A 16,390-nucleotide genomic window follows, 5' to 3' on the forward strand; every position below is an offset into this window, starting at 1 on the left:
AAGGCGAGGGGCGATACGCCTCAGGCGCTCGCGTCAGGCGGGATCGAACAGCTCGACCGGCGGCTCGGGCGGTTCCGGGAGGTCCGACGGGTTGTAGGCGTTGCCGACCTGCGAGGGGTAGAGCGGCGGCGCGCGCGGCTCGTCTTCCCAGCGGGTCGGCGCCGTCGCCTCGGCGGTCTGAGCGTGTTCGGCGACGTCGTAGGCGACGGGTTCGGCGCGGTCCTCGTAGGCCAGGACCCGGTCGGCCACGAGCGGCGCCTGGGTATAGTTCGTGCCGACGACGTAGTCGGGGACCTGGGCGGCGTAGGCGCTCACGCCGGGTTCGGGGCCGCGGGCGTAGTTTCGGGCGCCGCCGCCGGCCCATTCCTGCTGCGGGGCCAGGAGGCCGTCCGTCAGGGGCGGTTGCGCCGCTCCGCCCAGGAGCAGGCCCGCGAGTACGGCCAGGCCGGCGCCGGTAAAGATGCGCTTGAGATCGTCGCTGTGGATGAGCTTCCCCATGCGAGAGATACGCGCGAGGCGTAGGTTGGTTTCATGCTCACAGCCACTTGGCGCGGCGGAACGCGACGTAGAGCCCCACGCAGATCCCGACGACGACCCCGACCACGACAAGGTAGCCGTATTGCCAGCGCAGTTCGGGCATCACGTCGAAGTTCATGCCGTAGAGGCCGAAGATCATGGTGGGCACCGCGAGGATCGCGGCGCCGGCGGTGAGGCGGCGGCTGACATCGTTCTGGCGCTGCTGTTCGAACAGGTTGGCCACCTCGAACACCGACGACAGCACGTCGCGCAGGCCTTCGATGGCCGAGGACACGCGGCGCACGTGGTCGCCCACGTCGCGGAAGTAGGGGCGGATCGCGGCGTCCATGAACGGCAGGTGCAGATGCTCCAGCCTGGCGCAGACCTCCTCCATCGGCCCCAGCATGCGGCGGAAGCGGGTCAGCTCCTGGCGCAGGTTGAACAGGTGGGTGACGTCGTCCCGGCTGAGGAAGGCGTCGAGGCAGCGGCGCTCGATCAGCAGCACCTCCTCCTCGATCTCGTCGACGATGGGCTGGTAGCTGTCGACGATGAAGTCGAGCAGCGCATAGAGCACATAGGCGACGCCGGTGCTGAGCAGGGTCGGCGCGTCCTCCAGGCGACGGCGCACCTCGGTGTAGGCCTTGGCCGAGCCGCGGCGGATCGTGATGATCGTGTTCTTGCAGACGAAGGCGCAGGTCTCGCCGTAGAGGATCTCCTCGCCGTCGAGCCGGGCCGTGCGGGCGGCCACGAAGATCTGGTCGCCGTAGACGCTGACCTTCGGCAGCGGGTGGTCGCAGAGCGCATCCTCGACCGCCAGCGGATGCAGGCCGAACTTGGCCTGGAGCATCGCGAGTTCGGCGGGCTCGGGATCGACCAGCCCGATCCAGGCGAACTGGTGCGCCTGCACCGGCCGGTCGTCTACGTCATGCACCCGCAGGTGCCGCAGACGATGTCCCTCCGAGTAGACCCTGGCGGCCGCTATTGGCATGCGATGTCCCGATCCCCGGAGGGATGTGAGGGCAAAGGGGTAGGGATGGCAACGCCTTGGCGCGGCGCCAGCGCCCCTCCACCGCTTCGCGGTCCCCCTCCCCCATTGGCATGGGGGAGGAACTGAAGTGGTTCGATGGCCCCCAGTTCCTCACCCGCTTGCGGGGGAGGGGGACCACGAAGTGGTGGAGGGGGCGCTGCACCTACCCCTGCTTCTCCACGAAGCTGTCGATGACCTTCTTTTCGCCGGCCTTGTCGAAGGTGACGGTGAGCTTGTTGCCTTCGACGGCCTTCACCGAGCCGTAGCCGAACTTGATGTGGAAGACGCGATCGCCGCGCTTGTAGTCCGAGGCGGCCGAGCTGGCGGAGGTGGCGACGAGGCGGCCGTCGCCTTCGATGACCTGCTGTCGGCCCGGGTGGCTGCCGCGGTACTGGTTGGCCTGGGCGCGGCGCCAGCCGGGGGAGTCGTAGCCGTTGCCGAACTTGGGGTCCTCGTCCCAGCGGCTGCCGTGCTGCTGCATGCCGGGGCCGCCGCCGTAGTAGCCGGTCTCGGAGCTTGCCTCGACGTTGGCCAGGGGCAGTTCGTCGACGAAGCGGCTGGGCAGCTGGCTGGTCCAGCGGCCGTAGACCTGGCGGTTGGCGGCGAAGCTGATGCGGGCCTCTTCGCGGGCCCGGGTGATGCCCACGTAGGCCAGCCGGCGCTCCTCCTCGAGGCCCTTCTCGCCGCTTTCGTCCATCGAGCGCTGGGACGGGAAGACACCTTCTTCCCAGCCGGGCAGGAAGACCAGCGGCCACTCCAGCCCCTTGGCCTGGTGGAGCGTCATGACCTGGACGCTGTCGGCCTGGGGCCCGCGTTCCAGCTCCATGACCAGCGAGACGTGCTCGAGATAGGCCTCCAGCGTCTCGTAGGCGCCCATCGACTGGACCAGTTCCTTCAGGTTCTCGAGCCGGCCCTGGGCCTGGGGCGATTTGTCGAGCTTGAGGGCGTCGGTGTAGCCGCTCTCCTCCAGCACCGCTTCCATCAGGCGGGCGTGGTGGACCTGGCCGGCCTGGCCGCGCCAGCGGTCGAGGTCGCGCAGGAAGTTGGCCAGCGACGTGCGGGTGCGGGCGGCCAGTTCGTCGGTGCGGACGATCTCCTCGGCGGCCTGGGTCAAAGTGCGGAAGCGGGTCGCGCCCGAGATCTCGGCCTCGTTCACCACTTCGCCGGTGCGGCCGTCGAACAGCGGGGCGTCGTCGTGCAGCCGGGTGGGGCGCATGCCCGCGAGGGCGTGCAGGCGCTGGACGGTGGTGTCTCCGATGCCGCGCTTGGGCGTGTTGACGATCCGCTCGAAAGCCAGGTCGTCGGCCGGCGACTGGATCAGGCGCAGGTAGGCGATCGCGTCGCGGATTTCGGCGCGCTCGAAGAAGCGCGGGCCGCCGATGACCACGTAGGGGATCTGGAGCAGGACGAACCGCTCTTCGAAGGCCCGCATCTGGAACGAGGCGCGGACCAGGATCGAGATGTCGGAATACTTGCGGCCCTTGTGCCTGGCCCGCTCGATCTCCTCGGCGATCAGCCGGCTCTCGGCCTCGCCGTCCCAGATGCCGCGAACGACGACCTTCTCGCCGTCGTTGGCCTCGGTCCACAGGGTCTTGCCCAGCCGGCTTTTGTTGGTGGCGATCAGGCCCGAGGCGGCGGCCAGGATGTGGCTGGTCGAGCGGTAGTTGCGCTCCAGCCGCACCACCTTCGCGCCCGGGAAGTCGCGCTCGAAGCGCAGGATGTTGTCCACCTCGGCGCCGCGCCAGCCGTAGATCGACTGGTCGTCGTCGCCCACGCAGCAGAGGTTCTGGCTTTTCTGGGCCAGGAGACGCAGCCACAGGTACTGGGCGACGTTGGTGTCCTGGTACTCGTCGACCAGCAGGTAGCGGAAGCGGTTGTGGTACTCGGCCAGCACGTCGGGCTGGCTGGTGAAGATGGTCAGGTTGTGCAGCAGCAGGTCGCCGAAGTCGCACGCGTTCAGGATGCGCAGCCGCTCCTGATAGAGCCGGTACATCGCCTGGCCCTTGCCGTTGGCGAAGGCCTGGGCCTCGGCGGGCGGCAGCTGGTCGGGCCGCCAGCCGCGGTTCTTCCACTGGTCGATCAGCCCGGCCAGCATCTTGGGCGACCAGCGCTTGGCGTCGATGTTCTCGGCTTCGAGGATCTGTTTGATCAGGCGTTCCTGATCGTCGGTGTCGAGGATCGTGTAGCTCGACTTCAGCCCCACCAGCTCGGCGTGCTTGCGCAGGATCTGGGCGGCCACCGAGTGGAAGGTGCCCAGCCAGCGCAGGCCCTCGGCGGACGGGCCGATGATATGGGCGATCCGCTCGCGCATCTCGCGCGCGGCCTTGTTGGTGAAGGTGACGGCCAGCAGCTCCCAGGGCTTGGCCCGGCCGGTGGCGAGGATATGCGCCAGGCGGGTGGTCAGCACCTTGGTCTTGCCGGTGCCCGCGCCGGCGAGGACCAGCACGGGGCCGTCGACGGTCTCCACCGCCTCGCGCTGTTCGGGATTGAGGCCCGCGAGATAGTCGTCCGGCCGCGCGTCGACGCGGGCCAGGTCGGAGATGCGGGGGGAGGGGGTCGAGTCGAAAAGGGACATTTGGAACATATGTAGCACAACGGGGCCCGGGCTTAAGGGGCGGAACGGCCTGCGGTTTGAACCACGGAAAACACGGAGAAGACGGAAGGCGCTGGGCCTCGGGCGCTGTGCGCGCCGCAGGCGCTGTTTGGACTCAACCACGAACCACACGAACCCCACGAACATGCGGCGGCGCGCTCGGAGGTGGACCTGGAGCGTTCGTGTGGTTCGTGGTTCGAAATGGAGGGCGCTTCGCGCGGAACCACGGACCATCGCGGACCAGCACGGACGGAGTCGCGTGGGTGTCGGTGATGGTCGGTGATGGTCCGTGGTTCGATGTCGAGGGCGCTTCGCGCGGGCGGCGCGTCAGCCGGAGGGGCGCCAGGGCGGTTTCGGGGGACGCGCGGGCGCGGAGTCCGCGGCGGACGATCGCAGGCCGGCGGTGAAGGCGCGGGCGGCGGCGTTGGCGGCGGCGACGTCTTCGGGTGTGGCGGGTTCGGGGTCGGGGAAGAAGGTGGGGGTCGGCAGATCCCGCCAGCGTTGGGCGTAGCCGTCGGGGAGGCCCAGGGTCTTGCAGGCGCGGCGGATGACGGCGTCGACGTCGTCCACGATCCAGTCGGGCTTCTCGGTCCAGTCGTCCACTTCGCGGTCGAAGCGGTGGCACCAGTCGGTGTGCAGCTGCTCGTCGCCGTCGGCGGCGGCGGAGATCACGCGCTCGACGGCGTCCTGCACCTGCGCGGTGCGCTCATCGATGGCCTGGTCGTGGAGGTCTCGTGCGGAACGGCGGGGCGCCTCGCGGTCGGCCTTGGCGCGATCGGCCCTCTGCTTGCTGAGGAGCGCCAGGGTCTGGCGGAGCGAACGGGTCAGGCGGGTGTAGGCGCGGGCCAGGTCGGCGAGTTCGGCCGTGTCTTCGGTGGCGAACGCCCTGGTATGGAGGCGCTCGGCGAAGGTGAAGTCCATGCGGGCCGCGCGGGCCAGCAGCTGGTCTTCCTCGAAGATGTCGGGCGTAGGCTCGGACATGATCGGGAGTGGAACACGCCCCTACGACAGATTCGGTCGTAGAAGCGCTCTTCGCTTCCGATTTTTCTCAGATCGTCATGGCCGGGCCTGTCCCGGCCACCCAGAAGCGCCGCCGTGTCCGGAGGGGCTCGGGCGGGGATGCGGTGCGCCTTGCTGCCAGCGCCTCGTATCTGGGTGGCCGGGACAGGCCCGGCCATGACGTTCTGGGATGATGATGTGCGCGGGCTATTTCGCCCGGCGCCACACCGTCTTGCCCTCCTTGATCGTCTCGGTGACCGCGATGTCGCGGATGGACGCGACGGGCGTGGTGAGCGGGTTGCGGTCGAGCACTACGAAGTCGGCGAGCAGGCCGGGGGCGATGCGGCCGCGGCGGGTCTCCTCGAAGGTCTGCCATGCGGGGCCGGTGGTGAGGGCCTGTAGCGCGCGGTAGGCGCTCTCGCGCTGGCCGGGGCCGCTGACCACGCCGGTGCGCGAGGTGCGGGCCATGGCGGTCCAGAGCTGGAACCGGGTGTCGAGCGACGTCACGGGGTAGTCCGAGTGGTTGGAGGGCGTGAGGCCGGCGGCGCGGGCCGCGGCGAACGGACTGATGAAGTCGGTGACCTCGGGGCCGAAGTTGCTGCGGTGGACGTCGGCCCAATAGAACGTGTGGTTGGAGAAGAGCGCGGGCCCCACGCCGATGCGCGCATAGTCCCTGAGCTGATCCGGCCGCACGAACTGGGAGTGGATGACGATGGGGCGGCGGTCGTCGGCCGCCTTGATCCCCAGCGCGTCGAAAGCGTGGACGGCCATGTCGATGGCCGCGTCGCCGTTGGCGTGCACGAAGATCTGCCAGCCGCGCGCGTGGGCTTCCTTCATCATGGCCTGGACCTGGGCGTCGCCCGCCAGCGGCCTGCCGCGCCAGGGATGGCTGCCGTCTGGCGCGCCTCGGGCATAGTCGCGGGTGAAGAAGGCGGTGCGCGCCTGGGGCGACCCGTCCAAGATGAACTTGACCCCCTGGAGCTTCACGCGGCCCAGCCAGGCGTGGGGTCGGAGGGCGGGGTTCGCGTACAGCTCGTCGAGCCCGGTGAGCGACAGCGGTAGAACGGCGAGGTCCAGCTTCAGCTTGCCGCGCGCCCCCTGCGAGGTGAGGAAGGCGAGGTCCGCGGGCGAGGTGGCCGCGTCCTGGGCGAAGGTGAAACCCTCGCGCAGGTAGAGGTCCTGTGCGTCGTCCAGGGCGGCGAGCTTGTCGGCGGCGGTCTTCTGCGGGAGCACGGCATTGACCGGGCCCATCGCGGTTTCGAACAGTCCGCCCGTGAGCCGGCCCTGAGCGTCGGCCGTCACCACGCCGCCCTCGGGCGCGGGCTGGCCGTCGGCGAGACCTGCGGCGTCGAGGGCGCGGCTGTTGACCACCATCCCGTGGCCGGACACGTGCAGCAGCGCGACCTTGTGGTCGGGCAGGGCGGCGTCCAGCTCGGCGCGGGTGATGTAGCGCTTCTCGGCCAGCGCCTCCTGGTCGTAGCGGGTGGCGACGACCCACTGTCCCTTGGGGACGTTGGCCGCAAAGCGCCGCACGGCCGCGATGAGGGACGCGTTGTCGGTGATGGGCCCGGCCTCGGGCCCTGCGAGATTGAGCCGTCCCGCCTCCTGGACAGCCAAGGCGAAGTGGGAGTGGGCGTCGACGAAGCCGGGCAGCAGGGTCTTTCCGGCCAGGTCGTGTTCCAGAGCGCCCGCGCCCGCCGCCTTTCGCGCCGCCGCGAGGCTTCCGGCGAACAGGATCCTGCCGTCGCGCGCCACGACGGCCTCGACGGTCTGGGGGGCGTCGCCGGCCATCGTGAGGATGGGGCCGCCGCGCCAGAGGGTCGCCGTCTGCGCGCCGGCCGGGCCGGCGAGCGCCAGGGCGAGCCACAGTCCGACTGTGGCCAGGATGTCTTTGTTCACGCTGGTCTCCCCCCGATGGGCTCTGACGGCCCCACGTCAGGACGCACGCAATCTGGGCCCGGCGTCAACGGCGCATCGTCAGCCCTGCGCGTGCTTCAGCGCCGCGACGCGGCAGGCCGAGGCGAGGGGCCGGCCCTCGCGGCCGCGGTCGATGCTGATGACCAGCTGCGCCAGGCTGGAGCCGCGCTCGGCGGCCATGGCGTCGAGGACGGCCCAGAACTCGGGCTCGAGCGCGATCGACGTCGCGTGACCCGACAGCAGGAGGGAACGCTTTTTCAGGCCGGCCATGCCCGTTCTTTACGAACTTTTCGGCCTGCGCCGATAGCCTCTTGCCAAAAGGTGACGCCTGCGTCATTTTTATGTGGACACTGTTTAGTTAGGGCTTCCCCCCATGGCCATGACCGCCGACGCCGCCGATTTCCGCGCTCCGCCGAGCAAGGGCGCCCGGGACGTCTCGACCAAGCTGGACTGGGCGCACGCCTGGCGCTCGCTGCAGAAGCTGCTGGCCGACAAGGAAGACACCCGCCAGGTCTTCGAGATCATGCGGGCGCTGAACGGCAAGTCGACCGCGCACGGCTACCTTCGCCTGCTGGAGACCGCCGAGGGCGGCCGCATCGCGTTCGAGCGCAAGGAGTTCGCCGATCGCCTAATGGACGACGCGTGGCTGGACAGCCTGCCCGAGGGCAGCGTGGGCGCCGCGTACCGCACGTTCATCCGCACCGAGCAGCTGTCGGCCGACGGCCTGGCCGAGGTGAGCCGGGAGGGGATCAGCGACGTCGACAACCCGCACCCCTACGCCTGGTTCGGGCGCCGCACCCGCGACGTGCACGACATCTGGCACATCCTGTCGGGCTATCACCGCGACGCGCTGGGCGAGGCCTGCCTGGTGGCGTTCTCCTACGCCCAGACGGGCGGCCTGGGCTGGGCGCTGATCGCCTTCGGCGCGGCGTCGCGCTCGCGCGGCACCGGCTATCCGGCGATCAAGGCGATCTGGCAGGGCTACAAGCGCGGCAAGGCGGCCAAGTGGCTGCTGGGCGAGGACTACGAGCGCCTGATGGCCGAACCGCTGGAGGCCGCGAGGCTGCGCCTCGGCATCACCCCGGCGACGATCTACGACTCGATCCCCGCCAACGTGCGCGACGGCGTGGTCCCGCAGGGGGCGTAGGGTCGCGCCGCGGCGATACCCGTCCCGTTCCGTACGCGCCGCAGGCGCCGTCATTTGGAACCACAGAAGACACGGAATGACACGGAAAGGGCTCCGCGGCTGAACCTGCCTTCCGTGTTTTCCGTGGTTCATTTCTAGCGGCGCTGACGCGCCATCGCGGCGGCTCAGTCCTCGCGCTTCACGCCATCCAGATTGCGTCTGGCGCGTTCGGCTTCGAGTTTCGTCGCGGCCTTGGCGCCTTTGGTCACGCCGTGCTTCGCGCGGTTCTCGGCGGCCCGGGTCTTGGCGGCGGCCTTTTCGCGGGCCTTCCGGGCCTTGTTGAGATTGATCAGCTCGGCCATCGCAACCCCGTCCTCATCGGCCCGTTACGCGGTCCCCTATCGAGGAGACCATCATGATCCAAGCCACTCTGATCCGCGAGCACATGGAAGTCATCGGGTCCGACGGCGGCCATGTCGGCAAGGTGGACCACGTGCTGGGCGACGAGATCGAGCTCGCCAAGCTGGACCTGGGCTCGGGCTTCAAGCACCACCTGATCCCGCTCAGCTGGGTCGAGAGCATCCGCGACGACAAGGTTTGCCTGAACATGACCAAGGACGCGGCCAAGGCCGGCTGGCGCGAAAAGCACTAGCGGGCACGGGACGGGGAGGCGGAAGCCTCCCCGGTCCGGCCTATTTCACGTTGGCGCAGAAGCGCTGGATGCGCTGGCAGGCGTCTTCCAGCACCGCGTTGGCGGTGGCGTAGCTGATGCGGAAGTGCGGCGAGAGGCCGAACGCCGCGCCGTGCACCACGGCCACGCCCTCGGTCTCCAGCAGCTCGACCGCGAAGTCGGCGTCCGAGGTGATGACCTTGCCCGAGGGCGCGGTCTTGCCGATGAGCTCCTGGCACGACGGGTAGACGTAGAACGCGCCCTCGGGCGTCGGGCACTTGATGCCGCGCGCCTGGTTCAGCATCGAGACCACCAGATCGCGGCGCTGCTCGAACAGCTTGGCGTTCGGCTTGATGAAGTCCTGCGGGCCGTTCAGCGCCTCGACCGCCGCCCACTGGCTGATGGACGAGGGGTTGGAGGTGGTCTGGCTCATGACCTTGGCCATGGCCTTGATGAGGGGCTCGGGCCCCGCCGCGTAGCCGATGCGCCAGCCGGTCATGGCGTAGGCCTTGGAGACCCCGTTCATGGTCAGCGTCCGGTCGTAGAGCGCGGGCTCGACCTGGGCGATGGTGAAGAACTCGAAGTCGCCGAACACCAGGTGCTCGTACATGTCGTCGGTCAGGATCCAGACGTGCGGATGCTTGAGCAGCACATCGGCCAGGGCGCGCAGCTCGGCCTTGGTGTAGGCCGCGCCCGAGGGGTTGGACGGCGAGTTCAGGATGATCCACTTGGTCTTGGGCGTGATCACCCGTTCCAGGTCGGCCGGCTGGACCTTGAAGCTCGTCTCGGCCGAGGTGGCGCAGGCCACCGGCGCGCCGCCGGCCAGCAGCACGATATCCCAGTAGCTGACCCAGTAGGGCGTGGGCACGATCACCTCGTCGCCCGGGTTCAGGGTGGCCAGCAGCGCGTTCCAGATCACCGGCTTGCCGCCCGGCGAGACGTTCACCTGGCTGGGCTTGTAGGTGAGGCCGTTCTCGCGCGCGAACTTCGCGACGATGGCCTCCTTCAGCTCGGGAATGCCGTCGACGTTGGTGTACTTCGTCTTGCCGTCGCGGATCGCCTTGATGGCCGCTTCCTTGATGTTGTCGGGCGTGTCGAAGTCGGGCTCGCCGGCGGCCAGCCCGATCACGTTTTTCCCCTGGGCTTTCAGCTCGCGGGCCTTCGCGTCGGCCGCGAGGGTCGCGGACGGCTTTACGCGGGCAAGCGCGGCGGATTCCAGGGACATGGATCGAGACTCCCGGCTGAGATTGAACGGGCGCGGGTGTAACCCATGCTGCGCCGCATTCAAACCGCCGGTTTCAGCGAACCGGCCTCAGACGAAGTTGTCGAACGCGATATCGGCCAGGCCGCGTCCGACAAGGATCACCGAGGCGGGGTCCGAGCCCCCGCCGAACCCGAACACAACCACATCCGCGCCGACCTGGACGGCGACGTACTGCGAGCCCTGGGCCGCGGCCACCGCGGCCTTCGCCGCATCGAACGACGCAGCATAGCTGCCCGCCGTGATCTCGCGGTAGTTCAGGGCGCTGCCGAAGGTGAAGCCCTCGAACGCGAACTTCAGGCGGTCGCCGGTCTCCCAGTCCAGCACCGAGATCGGGTCGGCCGGCGCGCCGTCGCTGTCCTGGGCGTAGCTGCGGATCTGGAACTGGTCCTGGCCCTCGCCGCCGGTCACGCGGTCGCGGCCGCCCAGGCCGTCGATGGTGTCGCCGCCCGCGTCGCCCGCCAGGGTGTCGACGCCGCCCGAGCCCTGCAGGCTGTCCTGTCCCTCGCCGCCCGAGAAGCGGACGTTGAGCGCCCGGCTGGCCAACTGGGCCTGGAGCGTGTCGGCCCCGTCGCCGCCCAGCACGACCGCCTCGCCGGCGCCGAGGCGCACCTCAATGCGGTCGGCGCCCAGCCCGCCGTCGGCCTGGCCCTGCGCCATGGTGATGCGATCGTCGCCGTCGCCGCCGAACAGGCTGTCAGCCGCGCCCGTCCCGATCAGCGTGTCGGCGCCGCCTTCGCCCAGCAGCGTGCCCGCGCCCTCGATCCGGTCGTCGCCCAGGTTCCCGTTCAGGATGTCCGTCCCGCCCGCGAGGCTGCTGATCGAGTCGTTGCCCTGGCCGCCCAGCAGGGTGTCGGCGCCGGGGCCGCCCACGATGACGTCGTCGCCGCGGTTGCCCTGGGCGAAGTCGCCGCCGTCATTGGCGGGCAGGGTGACCCCGTCCAGGGCCTCCACCGTCGTGACGATCCGGTCGTTGTCCTGGCCGCCGTAGATCACGTCGCGTCCGCCGCCGCCCAGCAGGTAGTCGGCGCCCTGGTTGCCCTGCAGCAGGTCGTCGCCCAGGCCGCCGTCCAGGGTGTCCTCGCCGCCGCCGCCGTAGAGGCCGTCGCTGAGGACCACGCCGTTGGGGGCCGGGGATGCGTTCGCCCCGTTGTCGCCCACGAACAGCCGGGCGTCCGTCGACAGCGGCGTCCGGCCGTTGGCGCCCAGCGTCGCGAACGCCGACCCGAACTCCACGGTACGCCCGGCGGCCGTGACGGTGACGGTTCCCGCCGGGTTGTAGATGACGGTCACCTGGTTGGCGGCGACGTTTCCGAAGAGCACCGCGTCGGCGGCCGTGATCGCCAGCGCTTCGGCCGGCGTGATCGTGCTGAACGTGTAAGTGGCCACTCTATCCCCCGAACGGTTGCGGGCATGCTAGCGGCGCCCTTGGGCCGCGCCAATGGCAGGCCCTGTATTGGTGGCCGTCGGGGGCTGCGCAGAGGTAAGAGAGCGGGTCAGGACGAGGGCGGCCATGCACGTGCGGAGTCAGAGGCGCTGGGCCCTCATTTGCCTGAGCGTCGCGGCCGTGAGCGCCGCCTCGATCGGGACGGGGGCGCAGGAGATGACGGCGCTCGGCCACGAAACCATCAGCACCGCCGCACGGATCGGCATCGGCCTGTTCCTGCTGATCATGAGCCTGGCGATGGCCGTGGTGTTCTTCCTGGGCCATCGCGTGATCCAGGCGCTTCAGGCTGGCCGCACGACGTTCGAGGCGTGGCGCATTGCGCCGGCGGACTACGACCGGTTTCGCACCATCGACGCCGCCTTTGCCGAGGAGAACGACTATCGCGCCCTTGCGGTCGCGCCCGGCGAGGGCGTTCCGGTGGCTTTTTCGCGCGACGGGGTCCTGATCGGCGACCACTACTTCGGTCTCGCCCGCACGGGGCTGCAATGCTTCTACGGCGTCGCGATGACCCGCTCGAGCCCGCCGATGCTGGAGTTTCGGATCGTGACCACGGCCGCCAACCGCTTCGGCTTCCGGCGCTTCCAGAGCGTCCTGCGCGTGCCCACGGCCGCCGATGGGTTCGGCCAGGCGCAGACGGTGCTCGCGCACTACCAGGCGGCCCTGCGGGGCGAGGTCATCGTCCGGCCTATCTGGAAGCGTCGGCGTCGGCCTGAGTAGGCGCCAATCGGCGTTGGCCCGGCGACGCGGCCAAAGCCGCCGCGCCGCCGGGCGCCGCTCTCCAGAGCCTGAGGGACGAGTTCCGACTCTAGACGAAGTTCGACAGCCCGATGTCGGCGAGGGTGCGGCCTGTCAGCAGCACCGAGACGTCGGCGCCGTCGGCCGGGTCGCCCAGGTCGGCGAAGACGAAGACGTTGCCGCCCACCTGCGCGGCGACGTACTTCGCACCAGCCGCCGAGATATGCTCGTTCGCGATACGCAGGGCCTGTTCGTAGCTGTCGGCCACGAACTCGGAGTAGCTGCGGGGCAGGATGGCCGCGTCGGCCGCGGCGAAGATGCTGACTTCGGGGAAGTGCAGGGTGTCGTGGGCCTCGAAGTCCTGGATCTCGGCGTCGACGCGCGTCGCCGGGTCGGCCTTGGCGACGATCTCGAAGCGGTCGCGGCCCGAGCCGCCCAGGAGGATTTCCTTGTCGGCTCCGGCGGCGGTCAGCGTGTCGTTCCCGGCGTCGCCTGCGAGGACCGCGATCTCCGGGCCCTGCGCGACCAGCCGGTCGTCGCCGTCGCCGCCGCTCAGGAAATCCAGGCCGAAGCCGCCCTGCAGGATGTCGTCGCCGGCGCCTCCGATCAGGGTGTCGGAGCCCATGCCGCCGTGCAGCTCGTCATCCCCCAGGTCGCCCGATAGAAAGTCCGAGCCATCGACGCCGCCGATGAAGTCGTCGCCCTGGCCGCCCAGCAGGGTGTCGCCGCCCTGGCCGCCCACGATCTCGTCGTCGCCCAAATTGCCGTGGGCCCAGTCGCCCTGGGTGTCGCCGCCGCCGGTCTCGGACCCGGTGAAGATCGTGTCGTTCCCCTGGCCGCCGTAGATCGAGTCCCGGCCCGCGCCTCCGACCAGCCGGTCGTCGCCGGCATTGCCCTGGAGCAGGTCGCGGCCGTCACCGCCGCTGACCGTGTCCGATCCCGGGCCGCCGAACAGACCGTCGTCCAGCGCCGAGCCCGTCAAACGCTCGTCGCTGGTGTCGCCGATGTAGAGCTTCGAGCCGTCGGCCATCACCAGCGCGCCGGCCTTGGACAGCTGCACCAGGTTGGTCGAGAACGCGACCGTGCGGCCTTCGTAGGTCACGAACACCCGTGGGACCTCAGGCGACAGGGCCAGGGGGTCGTAGCTCTGGTAGACCACCGTCACGCCGCGCGCCGGGCCGCCGTTGAACGTCAGGGTGTCACCGGCCTGGATGTTCAGCGCCTGGTCCGCGGTGATGGTGTCGAACGCGTACGCCAGCAAGGGAAGAGCCTCCGCCGTCAAGCTTGGGCGACGTCAGATGGCGCATGTTGCGTAAAAACGCAACATGAGATTACGCAATTGCGACGAGCGGTCGGACGAACGGGCCACCCGCCCACCGCCTTGACCCCGCCGCACGAACACGCGACGCCTCGGCGCCAGATGCGCCGGCTCTTCGCCTTTCTCTCGAACATGGACGCCCAGGCCCTGCGGGCGCTGGCGGTGTCGTTCGTGCTGTTCGGCGGGGTGGGGATCGTCTTCTTCTTCGGGGCCCAGGTGCTGGGGTTCGACGGCGAGCGGGCGCTGGAGGGCTGGCTGGGCGCGGCGCGGGGGCCGTGGTCGCTGCCGGTGGCGGTGGCGGCGTTCGCGGCGCTGGCGTTCATCGGCACGCCGCAGATCGTGCTGATCGCCGCGGCGGTGGTGGCGTTCGGGCCGATGACGGGCGCCGCCTACAGCTGGATCGGGACGATGGCCTCGGCGCTGGTGGGCTTCTATCTGGGACGCAGCGCGGGCGCGAAGACGTTGGAGCGGTTCTCGGGCGAGGGCGTGCAGCGGTTCATGCGGCTGGTGGGCGAGAACGGGTTCCTGGCCAGCCTGATCGTGCGGCTTGTGCCCTCGGCGCCGTTCATCGTGGTCAACATGGCGGCGGGCGTGACGCCGATGCGGGCGTCGCATTTCGTGGCCGGCACCGGGATCGGCATCGTGCCGAAGATCGTGCTGACGGCGTTCGCCGGCGCCTCGATCCTGCAGCTCATGCGCGGCGAGATCGGCCGGCACGCCTGGGCCATCGCGGCGGTGGCGGCGCTGTGGCTGGCCATCGGCTGGTTCGCGCGTCGGTGGCTCCGGGGGCGGGCTGACAACAGGACCGACCGACCCTAAGCCAACTGCAGGGGGCTGCCGGTCCGCAGGGAAGTGGGGACGTTTCTTGCCCCGGATGCGCCGAATGGCCACGCTGCGCGCAAGATGCTTGCCCTGAAGCGGTCCATTCGGTAGATGCAGCGCCATGCGCACGCGGCTCGACAGCCTGCTTCTTCTCTCGCTGGGGCTTAGCCGCCCCTGGGCGCCTCTCTAGGCACGCGCATCGTTCGCGGCCGGGCGACCAGGGGACTCGATCCTCGCCCCTTGTAGAGAAAACACCGCGAAAGACCTGACCATGACCGCCCCCATCACCGAGTCCACGCCGGCGCCTGCATCCGACAGCGACCGCGTCATCATCTTCGACACCACCATGCGCGACGGCGAGCAGTCGCCCGGCGCCTCCATGTCGCTGGACGAGAAGCTGGAGCTGGCCAAGATCCTCGAAGACATGAAGGTCGACGTGATCGAGGCGGGCTTCCCGATCGCCTCGAACGGCGACTTCGAGGCCGTCTCCAGGATCTCGGAGATCATCACCGAGAGCGTCGTCTGCGGTCTGGCCCGCGCCGGGCAGGGCGACATCGACCGCGCCGGCGAGGCGATCAAGAGGGCCAAGCGCGGCCGCATCCACACCTTCCTGTCCACCAGCCCGGTGCACATGAAGTGGAAGCTGCAGATGGAGCCGGAACAGGTCCTGGAGCTGGTGACCAAGTCGGTCAGCCACGCCCGCAACCTGACCGACGACGTCGAGTGGTCGGCCGAGGACGCCACCCGCACCGAGCGCGACTTCCTGCTGCGCTGTGTGGAGGCCGCCATCAAGGCCGGCGCCACCACGATCAACCTGCCCGACACGGTGGGCTATACCTATCCGTCCGAGTACGCCGACCTGTTCCGCGACGTGATCGCCAACGTGCCGGGCGCCGACCGGGTGATCTTTTCCACCCATTGCCACAACGACCTGGGGCTGGCGGTGGCCAACTCCATCGCCGGCGTGCAGGGCGGGGCGCGGCAGATCGAGTGCGCGATCAACGGCATCGGCGAGCGGGCGGGCAACGCGGCGCTGGAAGAGATCGTGATGGCGCTGAAGGTGCGCGGTGACCGGCTGCCGTTCGTGACCGGCGTCGAGACCCAGCACATCACCCGCGCCAGCCGCTATGTCTCGGCCATCACCGGCTTCCCGGTGCAGTTCAACAAGGCGATCGTCGGCAAGAACGCCTTCGCCCACGAGAGCGGCATCCACCAGGACGGGATGCTGAAGAACGCCGAGACCTACGAGATCATGAAGCCCGAGGACGTGGGCCAGATCGAATCCAACCTGGTCATGGGCAAGCACTCGGGCCGCCACGCCTTCCGCGAGAAGCTGAAGGACCTGGGCTACGAGCTGGGCCAGAACGCGCTGAACGAGGCGTTCCAGCGCTTCAAGGACCTGGCCGACAAGAAGAAGCACGTCTTCGACGACGACATCGTGGCGCTGGTGGACGACGCCCTGGCCAGCGGGTCGGACAAGATCCAGGTCAAGCACCTGCGCGTGATCGCCGGCACCGAGGGGCCGCAGGAGGCCTTCCTGACGGTGTCGATCGACGGCGAGGAGAAGAGCGCCAACGCCCAGGGCGACGGCCCGGTGGACGCGGTGTTCAACGCCATCCACGCGGTGGCGCCGCATGCTGCGATCCTGCGGCTGTTCCAGGTGCACGCGGTGACTGAGGGCACCGACGCCCAGGCCCAGGTCTCGGTGCGCCTCGAAGAGGATGGCCGGATCGCCACGGGCTCAGCGGTCGACACCGATACGCTGACGGCCTCGGCCAAGGCGTATGTGAACGCGCTCAACAACCTCTTCGCGCGCAAGGAAAAGAGCGCCCCGGACGCCCGCGTCGCCAGCGGGTTCTAGCGGGCGCTTCCCTCCCCACCGGGGAGGGACAGCTCGCCAGAGGCGGGCAGGGTGGGGAAGCGTCGATCAGGCGCCGCCTCTCAGGAGACCCGCCCTGC

At 69.7% G+C, this 16,390-nt stretch carries 15 protein-coding genes; 5 read left to right on the top strand and 10 right to left on the bottom strand.

Translation table 11 applies throughout. The features are described 5' to 3' along the window. Window positions 1–33: 33 nt before the first annotated feature. From ACQ66R_RS21240 to ACQ66R_RS21265, 6 genes are all read right to left on the bottom strand, one after another. Window positions 34–498, bottom strand: a complete 465-nt coding sequence (locus ACQ66R_RS21240) for a hypothetical protein (protein WP_430425297.1) — start codon at window positions 496–498, stop codon at window positions 34–36. A gap of 37 nt (window positions 499–535) precedes the next feature. Next, window positions 536–1,504, bottom strand: coding sequence for a magnesium/cobalt transporter CorA (gene corA / locus ACQ66R_RS21245; protein ID WP_430425299.1), 969 nt, complete (start codon window positions 1,502–1,504; stop codon window positions 536–538). Window positions 1,505–1,706: 202 nt separating this feature from the next. Next, window positions 1,707–4,127 (bottom strand): ATP-dependent helicase, encoded by a 2,421-nt coding sequence (locus tag ACQ66R_RS21250; protein ID WP_430425301.1) that lies wholly within the window; start codon window positions 4,125–4,127, stop codon window positions 1,707–1,709. Between the two features lie 336 nt (window positions 4,128–4,463). Then, window positions 4,464–5,117 (bottom strand): hypothetical protein, encoded by a 654-nt coding sequence (locus ACQ66R_RS21255; RefSeq protein WP_430425303.1) that lies wholly within the window; start codon window positions 5,115–5,117, stop codon window positions 4,464–4,466. Window positions 5,118–5,342: 225 nt separating this feature from the next. After that, entirely contained in the window at window positions 5,343–7,034 is a 1,692-nt protein-coding gene (locus tag ACQ66R_RS21260) for an amidohydrolase (RefSeq protein ID WP_430425305.1), read from the bottom strand. A 78-nt stretch (window positions 7,035–7,112) separates the two neighbouring features. Continuing rightward, entirely contained in the window at window positions 7,113–7,322 is a 210-nt protein-coding gene (locus tag ACQ66R_RS21265) for a ribbon-helix-helix domain-containing protein (protein WP_430425307.1), read from the bottom strand. A 103-nt stretch (window positions 7,323–7,425) separates the two neighbouring features. Here ACQ66R_RS21265 and ACQ66R_RS21270 point away from each other — a divergent pair, with 103 nt between their 5' ends. Continuing rightward, window positions 7,426–8,199, top strand: coding sequence for a Coq4 family protein (locus tag ACQ66R_RS21270; protein WP_430425309.1), 774 nt, complete (start codon window positions 7,426–7,428; stop codon window positions 8,197–8,199). 164 nt (window positions 8,200–8,363) lie between these two features. On the opposite strand, the gene ACQ66R_RS21275 is transcribed toward ACQ66R_RS21270, so the two are convergent. Further along, a complete protein-coding gene (locus ACQ66R_RS21275; protein ID WP_430425311.1) occupies window positions 8,364–8,540 on the bottom strand; it encodes a DUF4169 family protein in 177 nt (58 codons plus the stop codon). A 53-nt stretch (window positions 8,541–8,593) separates the two neighbouring features. On the opposite strand from ACQ66R_RS21275, the gene ACQ66R_RS21280 reads away from it, so the two are divergent. Next, window positions 8,594–8,830 (top strand): DUF2171 domain-containing protein, encoded by a 237-nt coding sequence (locus ACQ66R_RS21280; protein WP_430425313.1) that lies wholly within the window; start codon window positions 8,594–8,596, stop codon window positions 8,828–8,830. A gap of 40 nt (window positions 8,831–8,870) precedes the next feature. Here the strand turns inward: ACQ66R_RS21280 and ACQ66R_RS21285 are convergent, their stop codons facing one another. Together ACQ66R_RS21285 and ACQ66R_RS21290 are read right to left on the bottom strand one after the other, a co-directional pair. Next, window positions 8,871–10,073, bottom strand: coding sequence for a pyridoxal phosphate-dependent aminotransferase (locus ACQ66R_RS21285; protein WP_430425315.1), 1,203 nt, complete (start codon window positions 10,071–10,073; stop codon window positions 8,871–8,873). 87 nt (window positions 10,074–10,160) lie between these two features. Further along, a complete protein-coding gene (locus ACQ66R_RS21290; RefSeq protein WP_430425317.1) occupies window positions 10,161–11,498 on the bottom strand; it encodes a calcium-binding protein in 1,338 nt (445 codons plus the stop codon). A gap of 178 nt (window positions 11,499–11,676) precedes the next feature. Here ACQ66R_RS21290 and ACQ66R_RS21295 point away from each other — a divergent pair, with 178 nt between their 5' ends. Then, window positions 11,677–12,273, top strand: a complete 597-nt coding sequence (locus ACQ66R_RS21295; protein ID WP_430425319.1) for a hypothetical protein — start codon at window positions 11,677–11,679, stop codon at window positions 12,271–12,273. A gap of 88 nt (window positions 12,274–12,361) precedes the next feature. Here the strand turns inward: ACQ66R_RS21295 and ACQ66R_RS21300 are convergent, their stop codons facing one another. Continuing rightward, window positions 12,362–13,552: a calcium-binding protein gene (locus ACQ66R_RS21300; RefSeq protein WP_430425321.1), complete on the bottom strand. Its 1,191-nt coding sequence runs from the start codon at window positions 13,550–13,552 to the stop codon at window positions 12,362–12,364. Between the two features lie 159 nt (window positions 13,553–13,711). On the opposite strand from ACQ66R_RS21300, the gene ACQ66R_RS21305 reads away from it, so the two are divergent. Together ACQ66R_RS21305 and ACQ66R_RS21310 are read left to right on the top strand one after the other, a co-directional pair. Further along, window positions 13,712–14,428, top strand: coding sequence for a TVP38/TMEM64 family protein (locus ACQ66R_RS21305; RefSeq protein ID WP_430425323.1), 717 nt, complete (start codon window positions 13,712–13,714; stop codon window positions 14,426–14,428). Window positions 14,429–14,702: 274 nt separating this feature from the next. Then, window positions 14,703–16,292 carry a 2-isopropylmalate synthase gene (locus ACQ66R_RS21310; protein WP_430425325.1) on the top strand — a complete coding sequence of 530 codons (1,590 nt, stop codon included), beginning with the start codon at window positions 14,703–14,705 and terminating at the stop codon, window positions 16,290–16,292. Window positions 16,293–16,390 lie beyond the last annotated feature (98 nt).

This window comes from Phenylobacterium sp. (assembly GCF_965284355.1).
Classification (GTDB): domain Bacteria; phylum Pseudomonadota; class Alphaproteobacteria; order Caulobacterales; family Caulobacteraceae; genus Phenylobacterium.